We start from the raw sequence: 16907 nt of genomic DNA, 5'->3' as shown, positions 1-16907 counted from the left end.
ACGATTATTTCACAAGTGAAATGTCCTGACGGGTATCTTTGACCTATAAAATTTGAAGAACCTTTTTAAACAGTATACAAATGAAAAAGAACAGCTTATTACTACTCCTCGGGACCCTGGCCGCACTGGGCGCCTGTGATCCCGAAAACGAAATGCCGAATCCAGTAAATCAAGAAGGCATCGAAGGTTTAACAATTCCGGCCGGATTTGATTTTAGCACAACGCAATCGGTGGAATTGAACTTTTCCGCGGTTGCCGGGGACAATAGTCCAATTCCAAACGTGGTGTATCGGATTTACGACGAAAACCCTAACCAAGACGGGAAGCTCCTGCAAACGGTGCGCTTGGATGAGACCGGTACTGCCAGGAGCACAATCGATCTACCTACCTATCTGGAGGAAGTATGGGTAACTTCTGCTTTTGTCGGCGTATCGCCGGTGGCTATTGTACCCGTGACAGGAACACAGCTAAACTACAGCTTTGATGCTGCCAATCCAGGGCTTCTTCCCGACGCGTATTACGATTCGTTCGTAACCAATGAAACCGCTGCCAACGGACGCGTGGCTACCGTAAACGAAGAATTCATGACCCTGGGTTCCTGGGATGATAAAGGAACACCCGACTATTTGCTGGAACCGGACCGGATACCCGTTGAATTGTTGAAAAACATCAACGCAAGTTTACCCGAACAAAAAGATGTCCGGGATCACAATTCCAAGTTGTTGGACAATAAATTCAAGAAAGAGTTGTACGTGAACGAAGATGCCGAAGTATGGGTGACGTACGTACATGTGGGCGGCGGTTTTCGAAATGCGATTGGATACTATTGGTACAAAGAAGGAGAAGCGCCGAAAACTGCTTCCGAAATCAAAAACCAAACGATTATTTTTCCAAATGTACAGGCAGGTGTCATAAAATCTGGAGACAAAGTAAAGTTGCGGGGACCGCTCGACGGAGCCTTTGGTAAAGGTACCTACATCGGTTGGTTTTTGATCTCAAACGGTTGGCAACGAAATGGACTTTCTAACGGCAACGGTATTTTTTACGCGGATAAAAACCTGAATACCGAAAACAGCGAAGAAGCAAACCGGGAACAAATGGTGTTTCTGCACGATGCCTCCCAACAAGTCTTATTGATGGGATGGGAAGATATCCGACGAGATTTGAAAGGATGCGATCACGACTTCAACGATGTGGTATTTTATGCTTCCTGGAATCCCCTTACCAGCGTGGACGTATCGGACTATGCACCTGTAGAAACGCAGGAAAAGGATAACGATGGCGATGGCGTCGGCGACGAACAAGACGAATACCCAGAGGATCCCGAAAGAGCATTCAATAACTATTCTCCCGGAAAAGACGCCTATGGGACGCTTTTATTCGAAGATTTATGGCCTGGTTTTGGTGACTACGACATGAATGACCTGGTCGTAGACTACACCGTCAACGAGGTTTCGGATGCCAAAAACCGCATCAAAGAAATCCAATTCACTACAGTAATCCGAGCTACCGGTGCTGGATTTCAAAACGGGTTTGGCATTCAACTACCGGTCTCGTCCGATCAGGTACTGTCGGTAGACGGACACAGATTGACAACGGGAGGAATCAAAAATTTGTCCTCTGGCGTGGAACAGGGTCAGGACCTGGCAACGGTGATCCTAACCGACAATGTGAATCAAGTACTGCCGTTTATGGCAAATGTTTCGCTGGAAAACCCACACCATGCAGAAGATTCCATTCGGGTAAAAATCGTATTCAAAGAATCGGTACGCAAAGGGGATTTGGGTGCTGCTCCCTACAACCCCTTCCTAATTATCGACCAGGATAGGGACAGGGAAGTTCACCTGATGAACAAGCAACCTACAGATCTGATGAATAAAGATTGGCTGGGTACCGGAGACGATAATAGTTCAGTCGACGAAGGCCGCTATTTTGTCAGCAAAAAAGGGTTCAATTGGGCCTTACACGTCCCAACTAGCATTGCCTACACCCAGGAAAAAGTGGATTTTACCAAAGCCTATCGCCGGTTTGCTGATTGGGCAAAATCCGGTGGACAAAACTATTCCGACTGGTACCTGCCTACCGATGGACAGGTAAATGCGGAAGCACTGTATACGAAATAACTGCTCGTCGGAGTTCACGAAATAAGCTGTGGTCTCTTCCTTCCGGGGAGAGACCTTTTTTTGTTTTTTAGCCAATTTTAAACGTTATGGTTTCCAGCGAGTTTACTGTCTAAACACATGGAATGTCGGGAAAAACAACCATTTTCTGGAACAATGCCTACCGTGCCCTACTGTCGGAGAAAACGAAAGAAAGGAGTGAAAACGCCATTATTGGCATCGCCGTGGCAGGCTTTATTGTTCACTTGTCGTTAATAATTCTATCCACTCTTGGGATTATTAAAACGGAGGATGTACCGGGTTTACTCGACAACCCCATCGCATCGATTTACACACCCTTCTCGTTCATTCTTGTCTACGAGGTCTATTTATTGGTGTATTTTTTGCCAAAATCCATTACCTACTACATCGGAAAACAATACGAAATCATTTTGCTCGTCTTGATTCGCCGCCTGTTCAAAGATCTCGCGCAGCTCGATCTGGAAAATAGCTGGTTTAGCAGCAAAGACGACCTGCAATTTACCTACGATATTGGGGCTACTCTGATCATCTTCACCCTGATTTTCGTTTTCTACTACTTAAATGGCAAGCGGAATGCCGTAAAACAGGGGAAATTGCCACAACAGGAACAAACGCAGCGATTCATCGAAACCAAAAAGAAGCTAGCCATTGGTTTAATCGTAGTCTTGTTTTTTCTGGCAATATACAGTTTTGGCGACTACTTTAGCCAACTCTTCTTTGATGTTTCCCTTAAGGTAGAGTCCATCAAGGATATTAACAATATCTTTTTTGACGAGTTCTTCACCATTTTGATTTTAAGCGACGTGTTACTGCTCCTGATCTCCTACACCCATACTTCGAGCTTCCGGTCTGTAATCCGAAATTCCGGTTTTGTTATTTCCACCATTCTCATCAAGCTTTCCTTTTCCACAGAAGGCATTTTAAACAATATATTGGTTGTCGCAGCCATTTCCTTTGGGGTCTTGATTCTGCTGATCCATAACTTTTATGAAAAAATCGATAACCTGGAAAAGATGGAGGAGTAACTTTTCTACCCAAAACGCCTGCTGCTTGTTTTTAGAACCCCCCAAAGGAGCGATACGAATTCACTTGGAAAGAAATCGCTACCATTGGGAAATTTTTTCCGGCTATTCGGCCATTTTTTCACCATTCATTTGGAAGAAATTCTATATTTATACAATACAATTTTAAAAAAGTGGATATCCACAGTACAAATGGCTGAGATAGTTTCAGCCTGAGTACGGCATCTCCACCGGGGTTTATCGAAGTAGTGGCGCGGCCTTTTACCGGTAGGAAGTACTCAGGTGAAGGAGCGTTGCATGCAGCATTGATCAAAGACACCGAAATCCAATTTCAACCATCAAAACTACATACCGATGAAAATTTCATTTACGCTTATTCTGCTTTTATTTGCTCTTACTCTTTATGGCCAGGCACGGGAGGAAGCTGCCATCAAGAAAGCAATCGCCGCTGAAACCACCGCCTACATGAACCGTGACTACGCAGCCTGGGCCTCCCATTGGGACGGTAGTGAGGAAATATCCTTTCTGGTAACCAACATGGGCCTGCGGTCCAGTAGCTGGGAGTATGTGAGTGATAACATGAAAACCGACATGGAAGCCAATTCCACGCCTATCCCGGCAACCTTGGAAACCTCGGATTTTGACATTTCCGTGTCCGGAAATCAGGCCTTTGTCGTTTACGTGCAGACGATGAAATTTGACGATCGGGAAAGCAAAACCTATGAGGTCCGGAATCTCCGAAAGGTAAAAGGACAATGGAAATTGGCAGCCATGATTTCAAGTGCATACGGGGAAAATTAGTCGTTTTTAAAAACGATTGTATCTGTTTCGTTGGATCGTAAAAACCAGCGTAAAAAGGTCGATTGCCCACAAACAAGGAAGCATTTGGATCACTTAAATTCATCTTGATTCGGAGTGAATAGAGAAAGGAACCGATCCCGGTTCCTTTCTCTATTCACTGCTTTGCAAATCGTGCACTTTATTCCACGTGCGTTCCTACGCTGCTGCCAACATATTGGGGCGGAAATTCGAGCCTTGCGAGGCGGTAAGTCTTCTTATGTTGCCCGTATATCACCATTTCGTGCTCATCGGTCTGCGTGTTTACCGGGGTGATGGTCATGAGGTTTCGGTTCCTATTCATGGAAAGCGAGCTGCGGATGATGGTTCCCTGTCCGTGCAGCTTTGCAAAGGTCATCATGTGTTCTTTGTAGCTTTTTGGCGAAAATCGCTCCACTTTTCCCTGTCCGCTGTAGCCAAGATTATTCACGTTGTCGTTAAAAACGAAATACAGGTTATCGTTTACCATCGACACGGAGTAGGAAAAATAGAAGGCAAAATCATCCGTAGATTGCTGATTTTTCACAAGCTTTTGTGCCCACTTCCTTTCCCCATTGGGATCAAATTCAGCCACTACAATACTACCATAGGTATAATGAAACCTAACCCCAGTAGATTGAACACCCGTATTCGGCGAAGTACTGGTGGTGCTTGTCCTGGTTTCTCGCCTGTCCTCTCCCAAAAAAATCACCGACCCATCCCTTTTTATGAGGATATCGTCCAACGAGAAATAGACATCCTCCGAGCTTTTGCCGCTATCCATTTTCCTGGACTTTCGTTTCGCCTTGCCTTCGGAAAGACCACGGGTAAGAAAAGCCGCATCAAAGGGTTCGATGTGTTGTTCCAGGACAGTCTGGGTAGTACCATCCATTTTCAAAAAGTACGTGCCCCCGCTTCCCTTGGTAGCGGTGGCCTCATGCGTATAAAAACCACCAAAGTACAGGTGCCCGTCGGGATTTACCTGAATGGCAGCCGCATTGACCTGGTTTTCCCGCAAGTCGATTTGTTTGTGTAGTGCCTGCTTTCCATTGTCGGTAATGCTTACCAGGGTGAAAAAATACTTTTCCCGCTTAAACATGGCAGCAATTCCACTACTGGCTGGCATGCTTTTACTCAGCAGATGCGCATTTCCATTACTGTCAATACGCGTATTGACGATTTCCAATTCATCGGAACTGGCATGTAGCGTTTCCTCCCGCTTCCAAACGGGGCTAAACTCCTGATCCAAAACCAAAAAACGAACCTGTTTTTCATTTTTTTGCAGGGTTCCATTGTCGAGAACGATCAGGAGTCGATTCTGCTCGGGTACCAGGTCGAAGTGAAAGAGGGGTTTAGTGGCCTTTAAGCTGATTCCCAACCCTCCGATTCCTGGTTTTACCCCGGTGGCACCCGTCTCCAAAACAAACGAACTTTTGCCAATTGGGCGAAGGCTGCCGGGATCCAGGGCTACCCTGTACAGCCCTTCCTGCGCTCCTTTTCCGGGATCCGTTGAATAAAAAAGCCAAAGCTGTTGGTTCCAGTGAAGCAGCTGCTCAAACCTGGGCTTGCCAGGTAAATCCAATTTGGATAAGTCCACACTTTTGACGAACTGCAGGTTTTGATCGTATTTTTCCACGTGCGGAAGCTTTTGCGATTCCCGGATCTCCTGAACGTATTTTCGTTTGATCAGGTAATAGCCGGTTTCGTCAGAAGCGGCGACCTCGGATAAGGTCATTTTCTTGGTAAACTTCATTTCATTCCCCCATTTAACCTGTGTGTTATCCGGAAGTTGTTGGCCAACTAAAAGTAAATGAGCCATCATTAGACAAAGGAAAAGTGTTGTCTTTTTCATAGTTTAAAGATTTAGCACTAAAATTTGATAAAGAATGGAAGTAAAATAATTGCTTAAAAACAGGGGATTCGACCGTTGTGTGTCATGGTTTTTTCCCATCTCCTACACGAGCACCAGATCCCATTGATCCATGGGGATTTTCTTTTCATAGCTGTTCTTTTAATAGTTTAAAAAACAATTTTTATGCAAAAAAATACATTTATTATAATTTAAAAAGCATTTTAAAAAATAGTTTGAGAAAAATAAAGCCCAGCAAAGGAAACCAATTACTCTACGTTTAACCGAATAAATGCCATTTCGTCCGCTATATTCTCAAAAATCCAAATCTTTCCGTCCTTTACAAAGTGTTTTTTTGGAGGCGCTTTTAGTTCCGGCACAAGTGATTCTGCCAGTAGGTCCAGGTTTTCGTCAAAAATACTGAGGCACACCTCTGCTCCCATAGGCGTGTACTGACCGTACTCGTTTTTTTCCTGCCCGAATTGCTCCTTAATGGAAAACCGAAAGAACCGTTCGTGAGAATCGTCCCATATCAACCTGCCGTAGAAAATATCCTCCCGGGATCTTTTTATGATTTCTTCTTTCGCTCCCGAAGTTTCTTCCACTTGCGCTGGCGGCAGGTAGCCCCGGCGCTCACCTAAAAGCGGCGTATTCCAACGGACTACCCTTATGCCACCAGTGTTTGTATCAAAAACCAGTGATTCATTGATGGAATTATTTGCTAGGATGATTTTGTCCTTGCCAGCGACTGGGTATACGCCTACGCCAAAACTCCCCATAAACTGACCGTCATATAGGATTTCCATGCTGTAGTCTTTGAGCGGGGCCAATTCGGGCAAGGCTATTTTTTGAAAACTGCGGGTGGACAAATCAACATCCAATACAAAATAATCCTCCTCCTTCCACTGCATGATCACTGCCAATAGGCGGCCGGGCTGATCCGGATCCTCGAACAATCCCATGGGGAGGGTTTCCCCGCCGCCCAGCAGATCTGCCGCAATTTTTTCCAATTCCAGGTCTTTTACTTTTTTGGCGTTTTGGTCGTAAATGCCGTACGATTGATTGGACCATACCAGAAATTGCTCTTCGGAGTTGATGCGAAAACCGGAAAAATAAACCGGCATGCGCTCCGGACCTTCCTTCTCAAATTGGATCTTTTTTTCCAATTTCAGCGCGTCCAGGTCGATGCGTTCGGCTACGAGCTCCGATCGATTGAAATTAATTAGGTAACGTTTGTCCGGAGAAAGGTCCGAAACGAACAGATTGTCCCGTAGAAAGAGAATTTCATCGCCTGGATCCACATAGACCGTATCCAGGGAAAAAGTAAGGGTAGCCGAATAAGGACTTTCCCTTCCTCGGTGGTTATTGCAGGCTACCAGGCCTGCAACCATGGCTGCTACAAGTATCAGTACGCGCATAAGATACTATTTATCTAGTCAATTTAGTAAATTATTCCTTAATCTATTCGTTTAATAGTAAATTTTTTGCGATCAGCAAAAGAAACTGTTAGAAAAAAAGCTATCCAAACGAAGGACCTCAGCCAAACCCATTTTCCATGACCGATTCTTTGCCTACGATCGCGCAGTTGGATTTGATTATTGGCAAGCGATGGGTATCTTGTCGGTGTTTTATTTTGATCCATGACCACCAACACCGCAAACCTCCGCACGGAACTACTGGCTGGCTTGAGTACCTTTCTGGCCGCATTTTACATTGTCATTGTCAATCCTGCGATCCTATCGGATGCGGGAATGCCCTTTGGGGCAGTAGTGACGGCCACGGTGCTGGTTGCCGGTTTTGGCAGCCTGATGATGGGGCTCTATGCCAAAAACCCCATTGTGGTCGCCCCGGGAATGGGTATCAACGCCTTTTTTACCTATTCGGCGGTCATCCAATACGGATTGACCTATCAGGAAGCCCTGGGTACGGTTTTCTGGTCGGGCGTTATCTTCCTGCTTCTTTCTTTTTTCAAAACCCGGGAAAAGATCATTCAATCCATACCGGAAGCGTTGAGGCACGCCGTATCTGCCGGAATAGGCTTGTTTATTTGCTTTATTGGGTTTCAGAATGCCCATTTTATTGTTTCCAGTCCTGCCACTTTGGTAGCAATGACCGATTTCAGGGATCCCGTGACCCTGACCTTTGTGGCCGGGTTGCTGCTCACCGGAGGATTGATCGCCAGGAAGGTAACCGGGGCGATTGTTATCGGAATTCTTTTCACCACGGTGCTGGCCTGGCCGGTGGGCCGTTGGTGGGGGGATGCCTCGCTGATCAATTTTGGCTCCCCTACCCTGGTCAACTATACCGGGCTGTTTTCCATGGCGGATTTCAGTCTACTTGGAGAAGCTGCCATTCTCGGTTCCCTGCAATATGCCTATATCCCAGTCATTTTCGTCTTTACGTTTACCATTCTTTTTGACGGCATCTCTACCTTTGTGGGGCTAGCCGAAGCTTCCGGCCTGAAAGACCCGGATGGCACGCCTCAAAACATGCGCAAATCCCTGCTTACCGATGCCTGTGCAACGCTGTTTGCTGGATTGGTCGGCAGTAGTTCGGGTACTGCTTTTATCGAATCGGCTGTGGGAATCGAGGCCGGGGGCCGGACTGGCATCACGGCCATTACTGCCGGTCTATTATTTCTCCCGTTTATGTTTTTCTCGCCGCTCCTGTCGGTCATCCCACCCATGGCAAGTTCCGTTGCCCTGGTGCTGGTGGGGTCGTTTATGATGATTCCCCTCGTGCAAATCCGCTGGCGCAAGGCCGATGAAGCCATTCCTTGCTTTCTTACCCTGGTATTGATCCCGTTTACCTATAGCCTTTCCACCGGAATCTCTTTTGGCTTTATTAGTTGGACCCTGGTAAAGGTGCTAAGCGGCAAGCGGCGAGAGATTCGTCCAATTCTAGCCATTATCACGGCATGTTCCCTCTTCTTTCTATGGATTTGAAAAAGCTTTCTATCGGATTTCTGTTCTTTCTTCTGTGGGTTCCGGCAACTGCCCAGCGACTGGCCATTATGGGGGCAATGGATCCGGAGATTTCCATTCTCCTGGAAGCCCTGAACAAACCTAAGGTGACTACTCGTGGGGGAATCGATTTTTATACGGGCAAGCTCAATGGAAAAAAAGTAGTCATCGTAAAGGCCGGGATCGGCAAAGTAAATGTTGCTTACAGTACGGCCGTTCTCACGCAAAACTTTAAACTGGATGGGTTGATTTTTACCGGTGTGGCCGGAGGCCTGCATCCGGAGGCGTTGCCAGGAGACATCGTCATCGGAACTGCGCTGGTACAGGTGGACTTTGGCCTGTTAGATGCGGAGGGGTTTACGCCCTGGAATTTTCGGGATTTGTCGGGTGAACCCCATCCGGAACTGTTGCTAGCTGCGGATTCTTCACTCGTTCAGCTCAGCCTGGAGGCGTCGAAATTGGCCGACTACCAATCGATCTCCCGAAGGCAACCGCGCGTTTTTCAGGGAGTCATCAGTACCTCCGACCTATTTGTCAGCGATCCGGTAAAAGCAAACTGGCTGTACACGAAATTCAACAGCCTGGCCACCGAAATGGAAGGAGCTGCCGTGGCCCATATCTGCCGGGTACTCGGACTGCCTTTTGTGGTCATACGTAGCTGCAGCGATAATGCAAACACCGATGCGCATGTCAACTTCAGCGAGTTTGTGGGACCTGCTGCAGCAAATTCGGCGAACCTGGTGTTGCGCATGGTGGAATTGATGGAGGATTAGCAAGACGCTTTAAGGATTGTTGGCAGGCAATCAGTAGCCATTTGCCCAATCCAATCATTCTTCGGACAGCCAAAAATGGCGGGATGGGTGGGGAAATCATGCCCCTTTTTAATCTACTACTTGTTCTCCTTCGCTGGTTAGGTCGGTTCATTTATCAGAAATGATGCCCAATACGGGTAAACGATGCATGCGATTTACTTCGGCACTAAGAAAGCGCCTCCGGTGGGGGATCCTTTCGGCGGAATTTGTCCTCCGGTAGCGGAATAAACGCTTCCTTGTCGTCCGGAGGCAAAACGATTCTCCCCTGCTTCCAGTCATCTTTGGCCTGCTCGATGCGCTCTTTTCGGCTGCTCACAAAATTCCACCAGATAAATCGCTGGCCCACTGGTTCCCCACCAAGTAACATGATGGTGCAATTCTCCAGAGCCCTCACGCTTGCCTGTTCGAATTTCCCAAAGACCAGCAACTGCCCCGCTTTATACACCTGACTACCCAATTCCAGGCTGCCCTTGGCGATATACAGGCCGCGTTCTTCGTATCCATCCGGCACATTCAACCGGTATCCCCTTTGAAGTTCCACATGTAAATAGAACAAGGGAGAGTGGGTGGGCACATTGCTTTTCAGACCATAGGCCTCCCCTGCTATCTGCCGCATCCATAGGCCTTTTTCTTCGAATACAGGCAGGCGATCTTTTTGGTAATTGAAAAAAGTAGGGTCTGATTCCTCGTCTTTTTCGGGCAAGGCCACCCAGGTTTGAATCATTTCGAGTTGTCCGCCGGCCAATACCGCCGGATCCTCAAAACGCTCGCTATGAGCGATCCCCTTTCCAGCGGTCATCCAGTTGACTTCCCCCGGTTCGATGACTTGCTTTACGCCGAGGCTGTCCCGGTGCGTCACGTTTCCTTTAAATAAGTAGCTGACCGTGGATAAGCCAATATGCGGATGAGGAAGCACGTCCATGGCCGGACCCTTTTCGGTACTGAGCCGGACCGGGCCGGCATGGTCCATAAAAATAAAGGGTCCCACCATGCGGCGCATGCGAAAGGGTAAAATTCGGTTCACCATCAGTCCGGGACCGATAGCAGCTTTTCGGGCATTAATGACGATTTCGGGCATAATTGGCTAAAACCACTCGGGGATTTACCTTATTAATAATATTTTCCTATCCATTTTATTTTGGAAGGATCCGACAGGTTGGTTATTTTTACCTTTGAAGGAAAAGCGGCCATTTGGTCATCTTCTGTTTGATAAACCTCCTCAATCTGGTATTCCACCCAGTTAAACCCCGGTTTTAATGCCAATTCATACGCATAGGTAACATCCACATTTGTATCGGCGTCAACAAATTTGGAGGAAGTACAGCTGGCCGAAACAGTCAGTTCATCCTCCAGGTAGAGTACTTCCCAAAACGTTCCCTTAACCGCCGGTTGATAGGCTTCATCTTCCAGCCAGGGAATGAGATTTTCATCGGAAACCATAAATACCGTTCCGGCCCACTGCCCTTTCTGGAGGAGCCTGACGTAATCTATCCGCGCTGCCGGTACATCCCGGTATTCCCCAAAATCATCTCCATTGCCACACCTGAAGTGATAGTTAAAAAACAACTCACTCATAAACATGGATTTAACGTCTTGAGGTACTTTCTGGGTGTCTTTACCCCCCAATTCAATGGAAAAAACACCTTTTTTATCCACCTGCCCGGCTATAATCGAATGATCCAACCCAAACGGCATAAGAACCATGTCCATGGCTTTCTTGGGGTGAGAGGTAATCTCCCCTCGAATTCCCTGCGCCAATGCAACAGTTCCTATCACTGTTGTCAATAATGTGAGTACGATCGCTTTCATTTTTTTAACGCTTTATTAATTTATGCTATTTCGTAAAAAAAATACCTGAATGATTTTAGCCAATGCTATACGTGAAAATTACTTATTCTTCCATCCCAAACCACTCCACAGCATTTTGATAAAACACCTTGTCTACCACTGCTTTGGGTAACTGTAATCCCTGAAACGGTTCGTTGATCAGGTCGCTTTCCATCGCGTTATCGGTTGCAAAAAACTCCCAATCCCGCTTCCAGGCCGCATCCATGGCTGCATGCAAGGCCTCCTTCGTACGGCTACCGTTATCCGACAGGTCGGTGGCGTACAACAAACGGTCCTGGTATTGAATAAAGAAATTCCGCACCTTCTCCCGGTCTGCAGCCGTTTGGTAAAACACCTGGCCCATCCGCGCCGCCAAATCTACCGCCATGTTGGGAAAGCGGTCCAGCGTTTGGGCCAGTTGGTCCACGTCGTACTCCAGGCTGCCCATGTGGGCACCGACAAATTTCAGGTCCGGGTGTTTCTCCAGCATGTTGTCCCGGCGTTGAATGAGTTCTTCGTGACTCGGCATTTCAGGCTGCAGGTGCATGTGGTATTCCGGATGCCTTCCGTAATAATTTCGGTCATTATTTGTCGTCATTTCTTCCAGGGGTAACCAACAGTTTTTCGGCTCGGCCAAATGACCCATCAGCGTCTTTCCCCGCTTGCGTAGGTGATCAAAGATTGGATCAAAACGGGGGTCATCAATTTGAATCAAATTGCCAGCGCTGTCCCGCGAGACCATGCCGATGTTTTTCCAGACTTTTACCCCCAAGGCTCCCTGCTCAAAACAACTGTCCAGCCAGGCAATCACCCTTTCCTCCCAATCCGCACGGTCCCAATCGGAAACGGCAAAAGCCGTTACATTTGCCAGTCTGTCCGGGTAGGCCGCTTCTTGCAACTGGCCGTAGGTAAATTTCCGGCGCACGTCGTTCCAGCCATCCGTGTACTCCAACGCCACATTGATCAGCCGAAACCCGTCCTCCGCTGCTTTTTCGGCAAATAAATAGCGATCCGTTTCCAGATGTACGTGCACATCGATTTTCGGAACGGAGGCGTAGTCTTCCAGTGTGTAAAAGTCGGCATCGGTTCCGCAGGCGGATGCCAGGACCAGGAAACAAACCGGAAACAGAATTCGTCTTCGGAGCAATTTTTTCGTCATATTCGTTTTTGTTAACCAGTCAAAGTAGTATATAATCTGCAAGGATGATAGAAAAACCCGAAAAATTTATTTTTGTGGTTACCGGACTTTTGTAAAAATACCCTACTTTGGTACGTGCTTTTCCTGGAAAAGCGTCTGGCGTTTACAAAAACGCCTACCATCACACGTAATACCGTACCTTATCCATGATTCGAACGTATTTAGTTTATTTACCCTTACTCTTTCTGGCAGCTGCCTGCCAGCAGCAACAAGTGCAAAAACCGGTTTTTGACCGTTCACCGGAAGAGCATTTGGATCCCCAACGAAAAGAAGCTCCCTATCCCCAAATTGAAATACCAGATGGAGTGGATATGGAATCAGCCCGATGGAAAGGCATCGACCTGACGCCAACGGCGCCGGTAATCCCCCTATCGGCATTGGAAGAACAGAAGACCTTTCGGCTGCAACCGGGATACCGAATGGATCCCATTCTTGCCGAACCCCACATTCAGGAACCTGCCGCCATTCAATTTGATGGCAACGGGAGAATGTATGTGTTGGAGCTTCGAACCTACATGCAGGATATTGACGCTACCGGAGAATTGATGCCGGCAGGCCGTATTTCCCGTTGGGAGGATACCGATGACGATGGCATTTATGAAACAGGTGTCGTGTTTCTGGATAGCCTGGTATTTCCCCGGTTTGTGGTTCCCTTCGGACCAAATACCATCCTGTCCATGGAATCCAACGAGGATCACGTGTACAAGTTTACCGATACCAATGGAGACGGGAAGGCCGACAAAAAAGAGCTTTTTGCAACCGGGCTGGGGCGCTCCGGCAACGTAGAACACCAAACCAGCTTTTTGACCTGGACCATGGATAACTGGATGTACAGTACCTACAATTCCCGCCGTATCCGATGGACGCCGGAGGGCGTCATTCAGGAACCCACCGGAAATCCCTACGGGCAATGGGGAGTGACCCAGGATAATTACGGACAGGTTTGGTTTCAGGACGGCGCAGGTGGTGTCCCCCAAAATTTCAATTTTCCAATCGTATATGGGAATTTCAGGATTCCCGGACAGTTTCAAGACGGATTTCGCGAACCCTTCAGCCTGGTAAAATTGGCCGACTTTGAACCCGGGATGCGGGAAACCAAACCGGATGGTTCCTTGAATAACGTTACCGGAGCAGCCGGAAATGACGTATTTCGGGGTGACCGGCTTCCCAAAGAACTGGTTAACCAGTATTTCTACGGAGAACCGGTGGGAAGAATCGTCCGTCAGGTGCGTTCCGATAAGACCGAAGGGTTGACGTATATTCAAAATGCGTACCGGGATCAAGAAACCGAATTCATCCAATCCACCGATCCGCTGTTTCGCCCCGTCGACATGGCTACCGCCCCGGACGGAACGCTATACATCGTGGACATGTACCGGGGCATCATCCAGGAAGGCAACTGGACCCAGAAAGGCAGTTACCTGCGAACAAAAATCCAACAATACCAAATGGACGATGTCGTCGGAAATGGCCGTATTTGGCGACTGAGCCACGAGGAGCACCCCCGCAGTACGGAAAAACCCCGCATGTTTGAAGAATCTACCGAAGAGCTCTTGCAGCACCTGTCCCATCCCAATGGCTGGTGGCGCGATAAAGCCCAGCAATTGTTGATTTTGCGTCAGGATCGTTCGGTCGTTCCGAAATTAGCCGAAATGGCCCAAAACCACGAAAGCGAGTTGGCGCGCCTGCATGCCTTCTGGACCCTGGAAGGCCTGGGCGCACTAAAAGCCGGCCTCGTACGCGCTTGGATGGCCGATTCGAATCCCACATTCCGGATTCATGGCATGCGCGCCGGAGAAACCCTGTACAAGTACGGCGATAAAAGTTTGGAGGCGGATTACAAGAAAGGCATTTCCGATCCGGATCCTCAGGTGGCCGTACAGGCGCTGCTAAGTGCCCATATTCTGGATCTTGAAGGAGTAGAAGAGTTGATGCAAAACGCGGTGAATACCAACCCGGCGAAAGGTATCCAAACCGTAGCCCAACAGGTACTGGAAAGGCGGGCAGAAGAACGGGAACGGGCCGCCACCAAATACACGGCAGTGGAAGGAGCCCTTTTTGATCAGGGAAAATCCATTTTTGATAGCTACTGCGCCACCTGCCACGGGGTAAAAGGCCTGGGAACGCCCACCGGAGCAGACGGAGGCGAATTGATTGCTCCTGGCTTTTCCGGATCTCCACGCGTACAGGGACACCCGGAATACGCCGTTAAGACACTGCTTCATGGCCTTACCGGAGCCATTGAGGGCAAAGAATACGAAGGCGTGATGATTGCCATGGGAGAAAATACCGACGAGTGGATTGCCTCGGTACTGTCCTACATACGCAACGACTTTGGAAACCAGGCCAGCTTTGTTAGCCCGGAATACGTCGCGCAAATTCGGGCAGCTACCGGGGATCGGGATGGCAATTACTCCTACGATGCCCTGGTGGCGGAAATACCCAAGCAACTGTTTCCTAAGGACAACTGGGAGGTTTCTGCAAGCAGTACGGCCTTGCAGGGTGTGGGTTCCACCCGTGATCCCAGCTATGCCTTTGGCTTCAAGGGCTGGAAAACCGAAGAGGAGCAAAAGGAAGGCATGTGGTTTCAACTGGTACTACCCCAACCGCAAAAACTGACAGAGATCCAGTTTGATGCGGGGAAGGAACAGTATCCAGGCAGCTATTCGGTGGAAGTCTCGACGAACGGAACGGATTGGACCGAAGTGGCTCGGGGTACCGGAGAAGCAGGTAGCAACAGCCTTCGGTGGGAAGAGTCAAGGCCCGTCAACCAGCTACGCTTGCTGGTAAAAGAGCCCCGCAATCAGGTTTGGGCCATGAAAAACGTGAAGCTCTATGCACGGTAACCGTGCAAACGTCAGCCCAAACGAGGCGACGGGTAGGATCGGTCAACAGGCAGACGGCAGTAGCACCGGCTTGGTTCGTCGGTTTTTCCTGGCGGCCTGCCTGATGCTCGCGTATGGAGAACTGTCTTCCCAGGTACTTCGAAAACCGCTACCGGACAAGATCGTGGTGCTGACATTCGACGATGCCCCGGCCAGCCACTATTCCGAAGTGGCTCCTTTATTGAAGGAAAAAGGCTTTGGCGCTACCTTTTTCGTCTGCGAATTTCCGCCCAATCACGCGGATAGCAGCAAGTACATGAACTGGCGCCAAATGCAGGAATTGGATCGGATGGGCTTTGAAGTAGCCAACCACACCCATAGTCACGCCCCGGTCGGAAAGCTTTCGAAAGCGGAAATACGGGAAGAAATCGATTATATCGAACGAAAAGCGGATTCCCTCGGGATCCAACAACCCAGTAGTTTTGCCTATCCGGGTTACAGCATGAGCGAGTCGGTATTGGAGGTCCTGCAGGAAAAACAGTATCGAATTGCGCGAGCCGGAGGTGGCCGCGTCTACGACCCCCTTTCCGATCACCCGTACCTCCTACCCAGCTGGGCAACGGACGATACAAACGAACAAGAGATTTTCGATGCGCTGGAAAAAGCCAGGGATGGGAAAGTGGTTATTCTGACCATCCATGGGGTGCCTGACCTGGAACATCCCTGGGTGAGTACGTCACCAGCGCTTTTTAGGAAGTACCTGGATTACCTAAGCCAGGAAGGATACCATGTCTTGTCCCTCCAGGATTTGGGTTCCTACATAGATTTTGGGGAGGCAGACAGGCTACTGAAACCCGACTTGAGCCGGCCCTTGCGAAATTAAGCCTGCACAAATGCGGCTTTTAATTCGTCTAAACTGAGTACCCGATGGGGACTCTTTGGGCTGAAATCGCGAATTTCGTTCAGGTGCAAGCCTGGGGACTGATCGCTTTCAATCGCATCCCATGCGGGGGGCTGAAAAATCCAGTTTCCCACGGCATCTTTCATATGGCTTCTGTCGGAAGAAAAAGTCCGGGTAAATTCATCTCCCGGAAACACTTTGAAAAATGGGGCATTCGCCGCTGTGGTTTGCGTTGGTCTGAAGGTGCATTCCAGGTAGCTCGCCAGACCCACCGGGAATTCGAGCTTGGAATCAAAATCATAGACACACCATTCCCCGCTGACAAAAGCCAAAAGCACCACGTGGTAATCCCAGCAAACAGGACCAGAGTCAGGCATGGATTGCTGCTGCCAAAAGGAGCAGTTTCCGGCTTGGTTGGAAACGATCACTACCCGCTTGTCCGTTTCTGCCAACACCGGATGTCTGCACAGCTGCCAGATATTTTCCTCGCAATAATTCGCTATGTATTTAAATGTTTCTTTACCCATGGATCAAGCAATTTTTTAGTACAAAT

At 48.5% G+C, this 16907-nt stretch carries 13 protein-coding genes; 7 read left to right on the top strand and 6 right to left on the bottom strand.

Annotated elements, in window-relative coordinates; all coding sequences use genetic code 11:
* Positions 1 to 80: 80 nt before the first annotated feature.
* The 3 genes from GCU44_RS13515 (at position 81) to GCU44_RS13505 (ending at position 3964) form a co-directional block, all read left to right on the top strand.
* Positions 81 to 2123, top strand: a complete 2043-nt coding sequence (locus GCU44_RS13515) for an LruC domain-containing protein (RefSeq protein WP_154856868.1) — start codon at positions 81 to 83, stop codon at positions 2121 to 2123.
* A 122-nt stretch (positions 2124 to 2245) separates the two neighbouring features.
* Complete coding sequence (locus tag GCU44_RS13510; protein ID WP_154856867.1) at positions 2246 to 3166, top strand: hypothetical protein; 921 nt, start codon at positions 2246 to 2248, stop codon at positions 3164 to 3166.
* 351 nt (positions 3167 to 3517) lie between these two features.
* Positions 3518 to 3964: a nuclear transport factor 2 family protein gene (locus GCU44_RS13505; protein WP_154856866.1), complete on the top strand. Its 447-nt coding sequence runs from the start codon at positions 3518 to 3520 to the stop codon at positions 3962 to 3964.
* A 178-nt stretch (positions 3965 to 4142) separates the two neighbouring features.
* On the opposite strand, the gene GCU44_RS13500 is transcribed toward GCU44_RS13505, so the two are convergent.
* Together GCU44_RS13500 and GCU44_RS13495 are read right to left on the bottom strand one after the other, a co-directional pair.
* Positions 4143 to 5831 carry a hypothetical protein gene (locus GCU44_RS13500; protein ID WP_154856865.1) on the bottom strand — a complete coding sequence of 563 codons (1689 nt, stop codon included), beginning with the start codon at positions 5829 to 5831 and terminating at the stop codon, positions 4143 to 4145.
* 266 nt (positions 5832 to 6097) lie between these two features.
* Positions 6098 to 7246 carry a DUF4221 family protein gene (locus GCU44_RS13495; RefSeq protein WP_154856864.1) on the bottom strand — a complete coding sequence of 383 codons (1149 nt, stop codon included), beginning with the start codon at positions 7244 to 7246 and terminating at the stop codon, positions 6098 to 6100.
* Between the two features lie 222 nt (positions 7247 to 7468).
* Here GCU44_RS13495 and GCU44_RS13490 point away from each other — a divergent pair, with 222 nt between their 5' ends.
* Together GCU44_RS13490 and GCU44_RS13485 are read left to right on the top strand one after the other, a co-directional pair.
* Complete coding sequence (locus GCU44_RS13490; RefSeq protein ID WP_154856863.1) at positions 7469 to 8773, top strand: NCS2 family permease; 1305 nt, start codon at positions 7469 to 7471, stop codon at positions 8771 to 8773.
* Positions 8764 to 9564, top strand: a complete 801-nt coding sequence (locus GCU44_RS13485) for a 5'-methylthioadenosine/adenosylhomocysteine nucleosidase (RefSeq protein ID WP_161993940.1) — start codon at positions 8764 to 8766, stop codon at positions 9562 to 9564. The genes GCU44_RS13490 and GCU44_RS13485 overlap by 10 nt, the downstream gene beginning before the upstream one ends.
* 205 nt (positions 9565 to 9769) lie before the next feature.
* On the opposite strand, the gene GCU44_RS13480 is transcribed toward GCU44_RS13485, so the two are convergent.
* The 3 genes from GCU44_RS13480 to GCU44_RS13470 all read right to left on the bottom strand — a co-directional run bounded on the left by GCU44_RS13480 (position 9770) and on the right by GCU44_RS13470 (position 12589).
* Positions 9770 to 10681: a pirin family protein gene (locus GCU44_RS13480; RefSeq protein WP_154856861.1), complete on the bottom strand. Its 912-nt coding sequence runs from the start codon at positions 10679 to 10681 to the stop codon at positions 9770 to 9772.
* 32 nt (positions 10682 to 10713) lie between these two features.
* Positions 10714 to 11412, bottom strand: coding sequence for a hypothetical protein (locus GCU44_RS13475; RefSeq protein ID WP_154856860.1), 699 nt, complete (start codon positions 11410 to 11412; stop codon positions 10714 to 10716).
* Between the two features lie 82 nt (positions 11413 to 11494).
* The gene (locus GCU44_RS13470; protein WP_154856859.1) at positions 11495 to 12589 is read right to left on the bottom strand and encodes an amidohydrolase family protein; all 1095 of its coding nucleotides are present in this window, start codon (positions 12587 to 12589) and stop codon (positions 11495 to 11497) included.
* A 185-nt stretch (positions 12590 to 12774) separates the two neighbouring features.
* Between GCU44_RS13470 and GCU44_RS13465 the strand changes: the two genes are divergently transcribed.
* Entirely contained in the window at positions 12775 to 15474 is a 2700-nt protein-coding gene (locus GCU44_RS13465; RefSeq protein WP_154856858.1) for a DUF7133 domain-containing protein, read from the top strand.
* On the top strand, positions 15464 to 16336 hold the full coding sequence (locus tag GCU44_RS13460; protein WP_241684949.1) for a polysaccharide deacetylase family protein: 873 nt from the start codon (positions 15464 to 15466) through the stop codon (positions 16334 to 16336). The genes GCU44_RS13465 and GCU44_RS13460 overlap by 11 nt, the downstream gene beginning before the upstream one ends.
* Here GCU44_RS13460 and GCU44_RS13455 read toward each other — a convergent pair.
* The gene (locus GCU44_RS13455; protein WP_154856857.1) at positions 16333 to 16881 is read right to left on the bottom strand and encodes a protein N-terminal glutamine amidohydrolase; all 549 of its coding nucleotides are present in this window, start codon (positions 16879 to 16881) and stop codon (positions 16333 to 16335) included. The genes GCU44_RS13460 and GCU44_RS13455 overlap by 4 nt on opposite strands.
* Positions 16882 to 16907: the final 26 nt, after the last annotated feature.

Source organism: Cyclobacterium xiamenense, assembly GCF_009467825.1.
Lineage (GTDB): Bacteria > Bacteroidota > Bacteroidia > Cytophagales > Cyclobacteriaceae > Cyclobacterium > Cyclobacterium xiamenense.
Note: the sequence above shows the minus strand (reverse complement) of the source record. Positions and strands in the feature narration are given on the sequence as shown.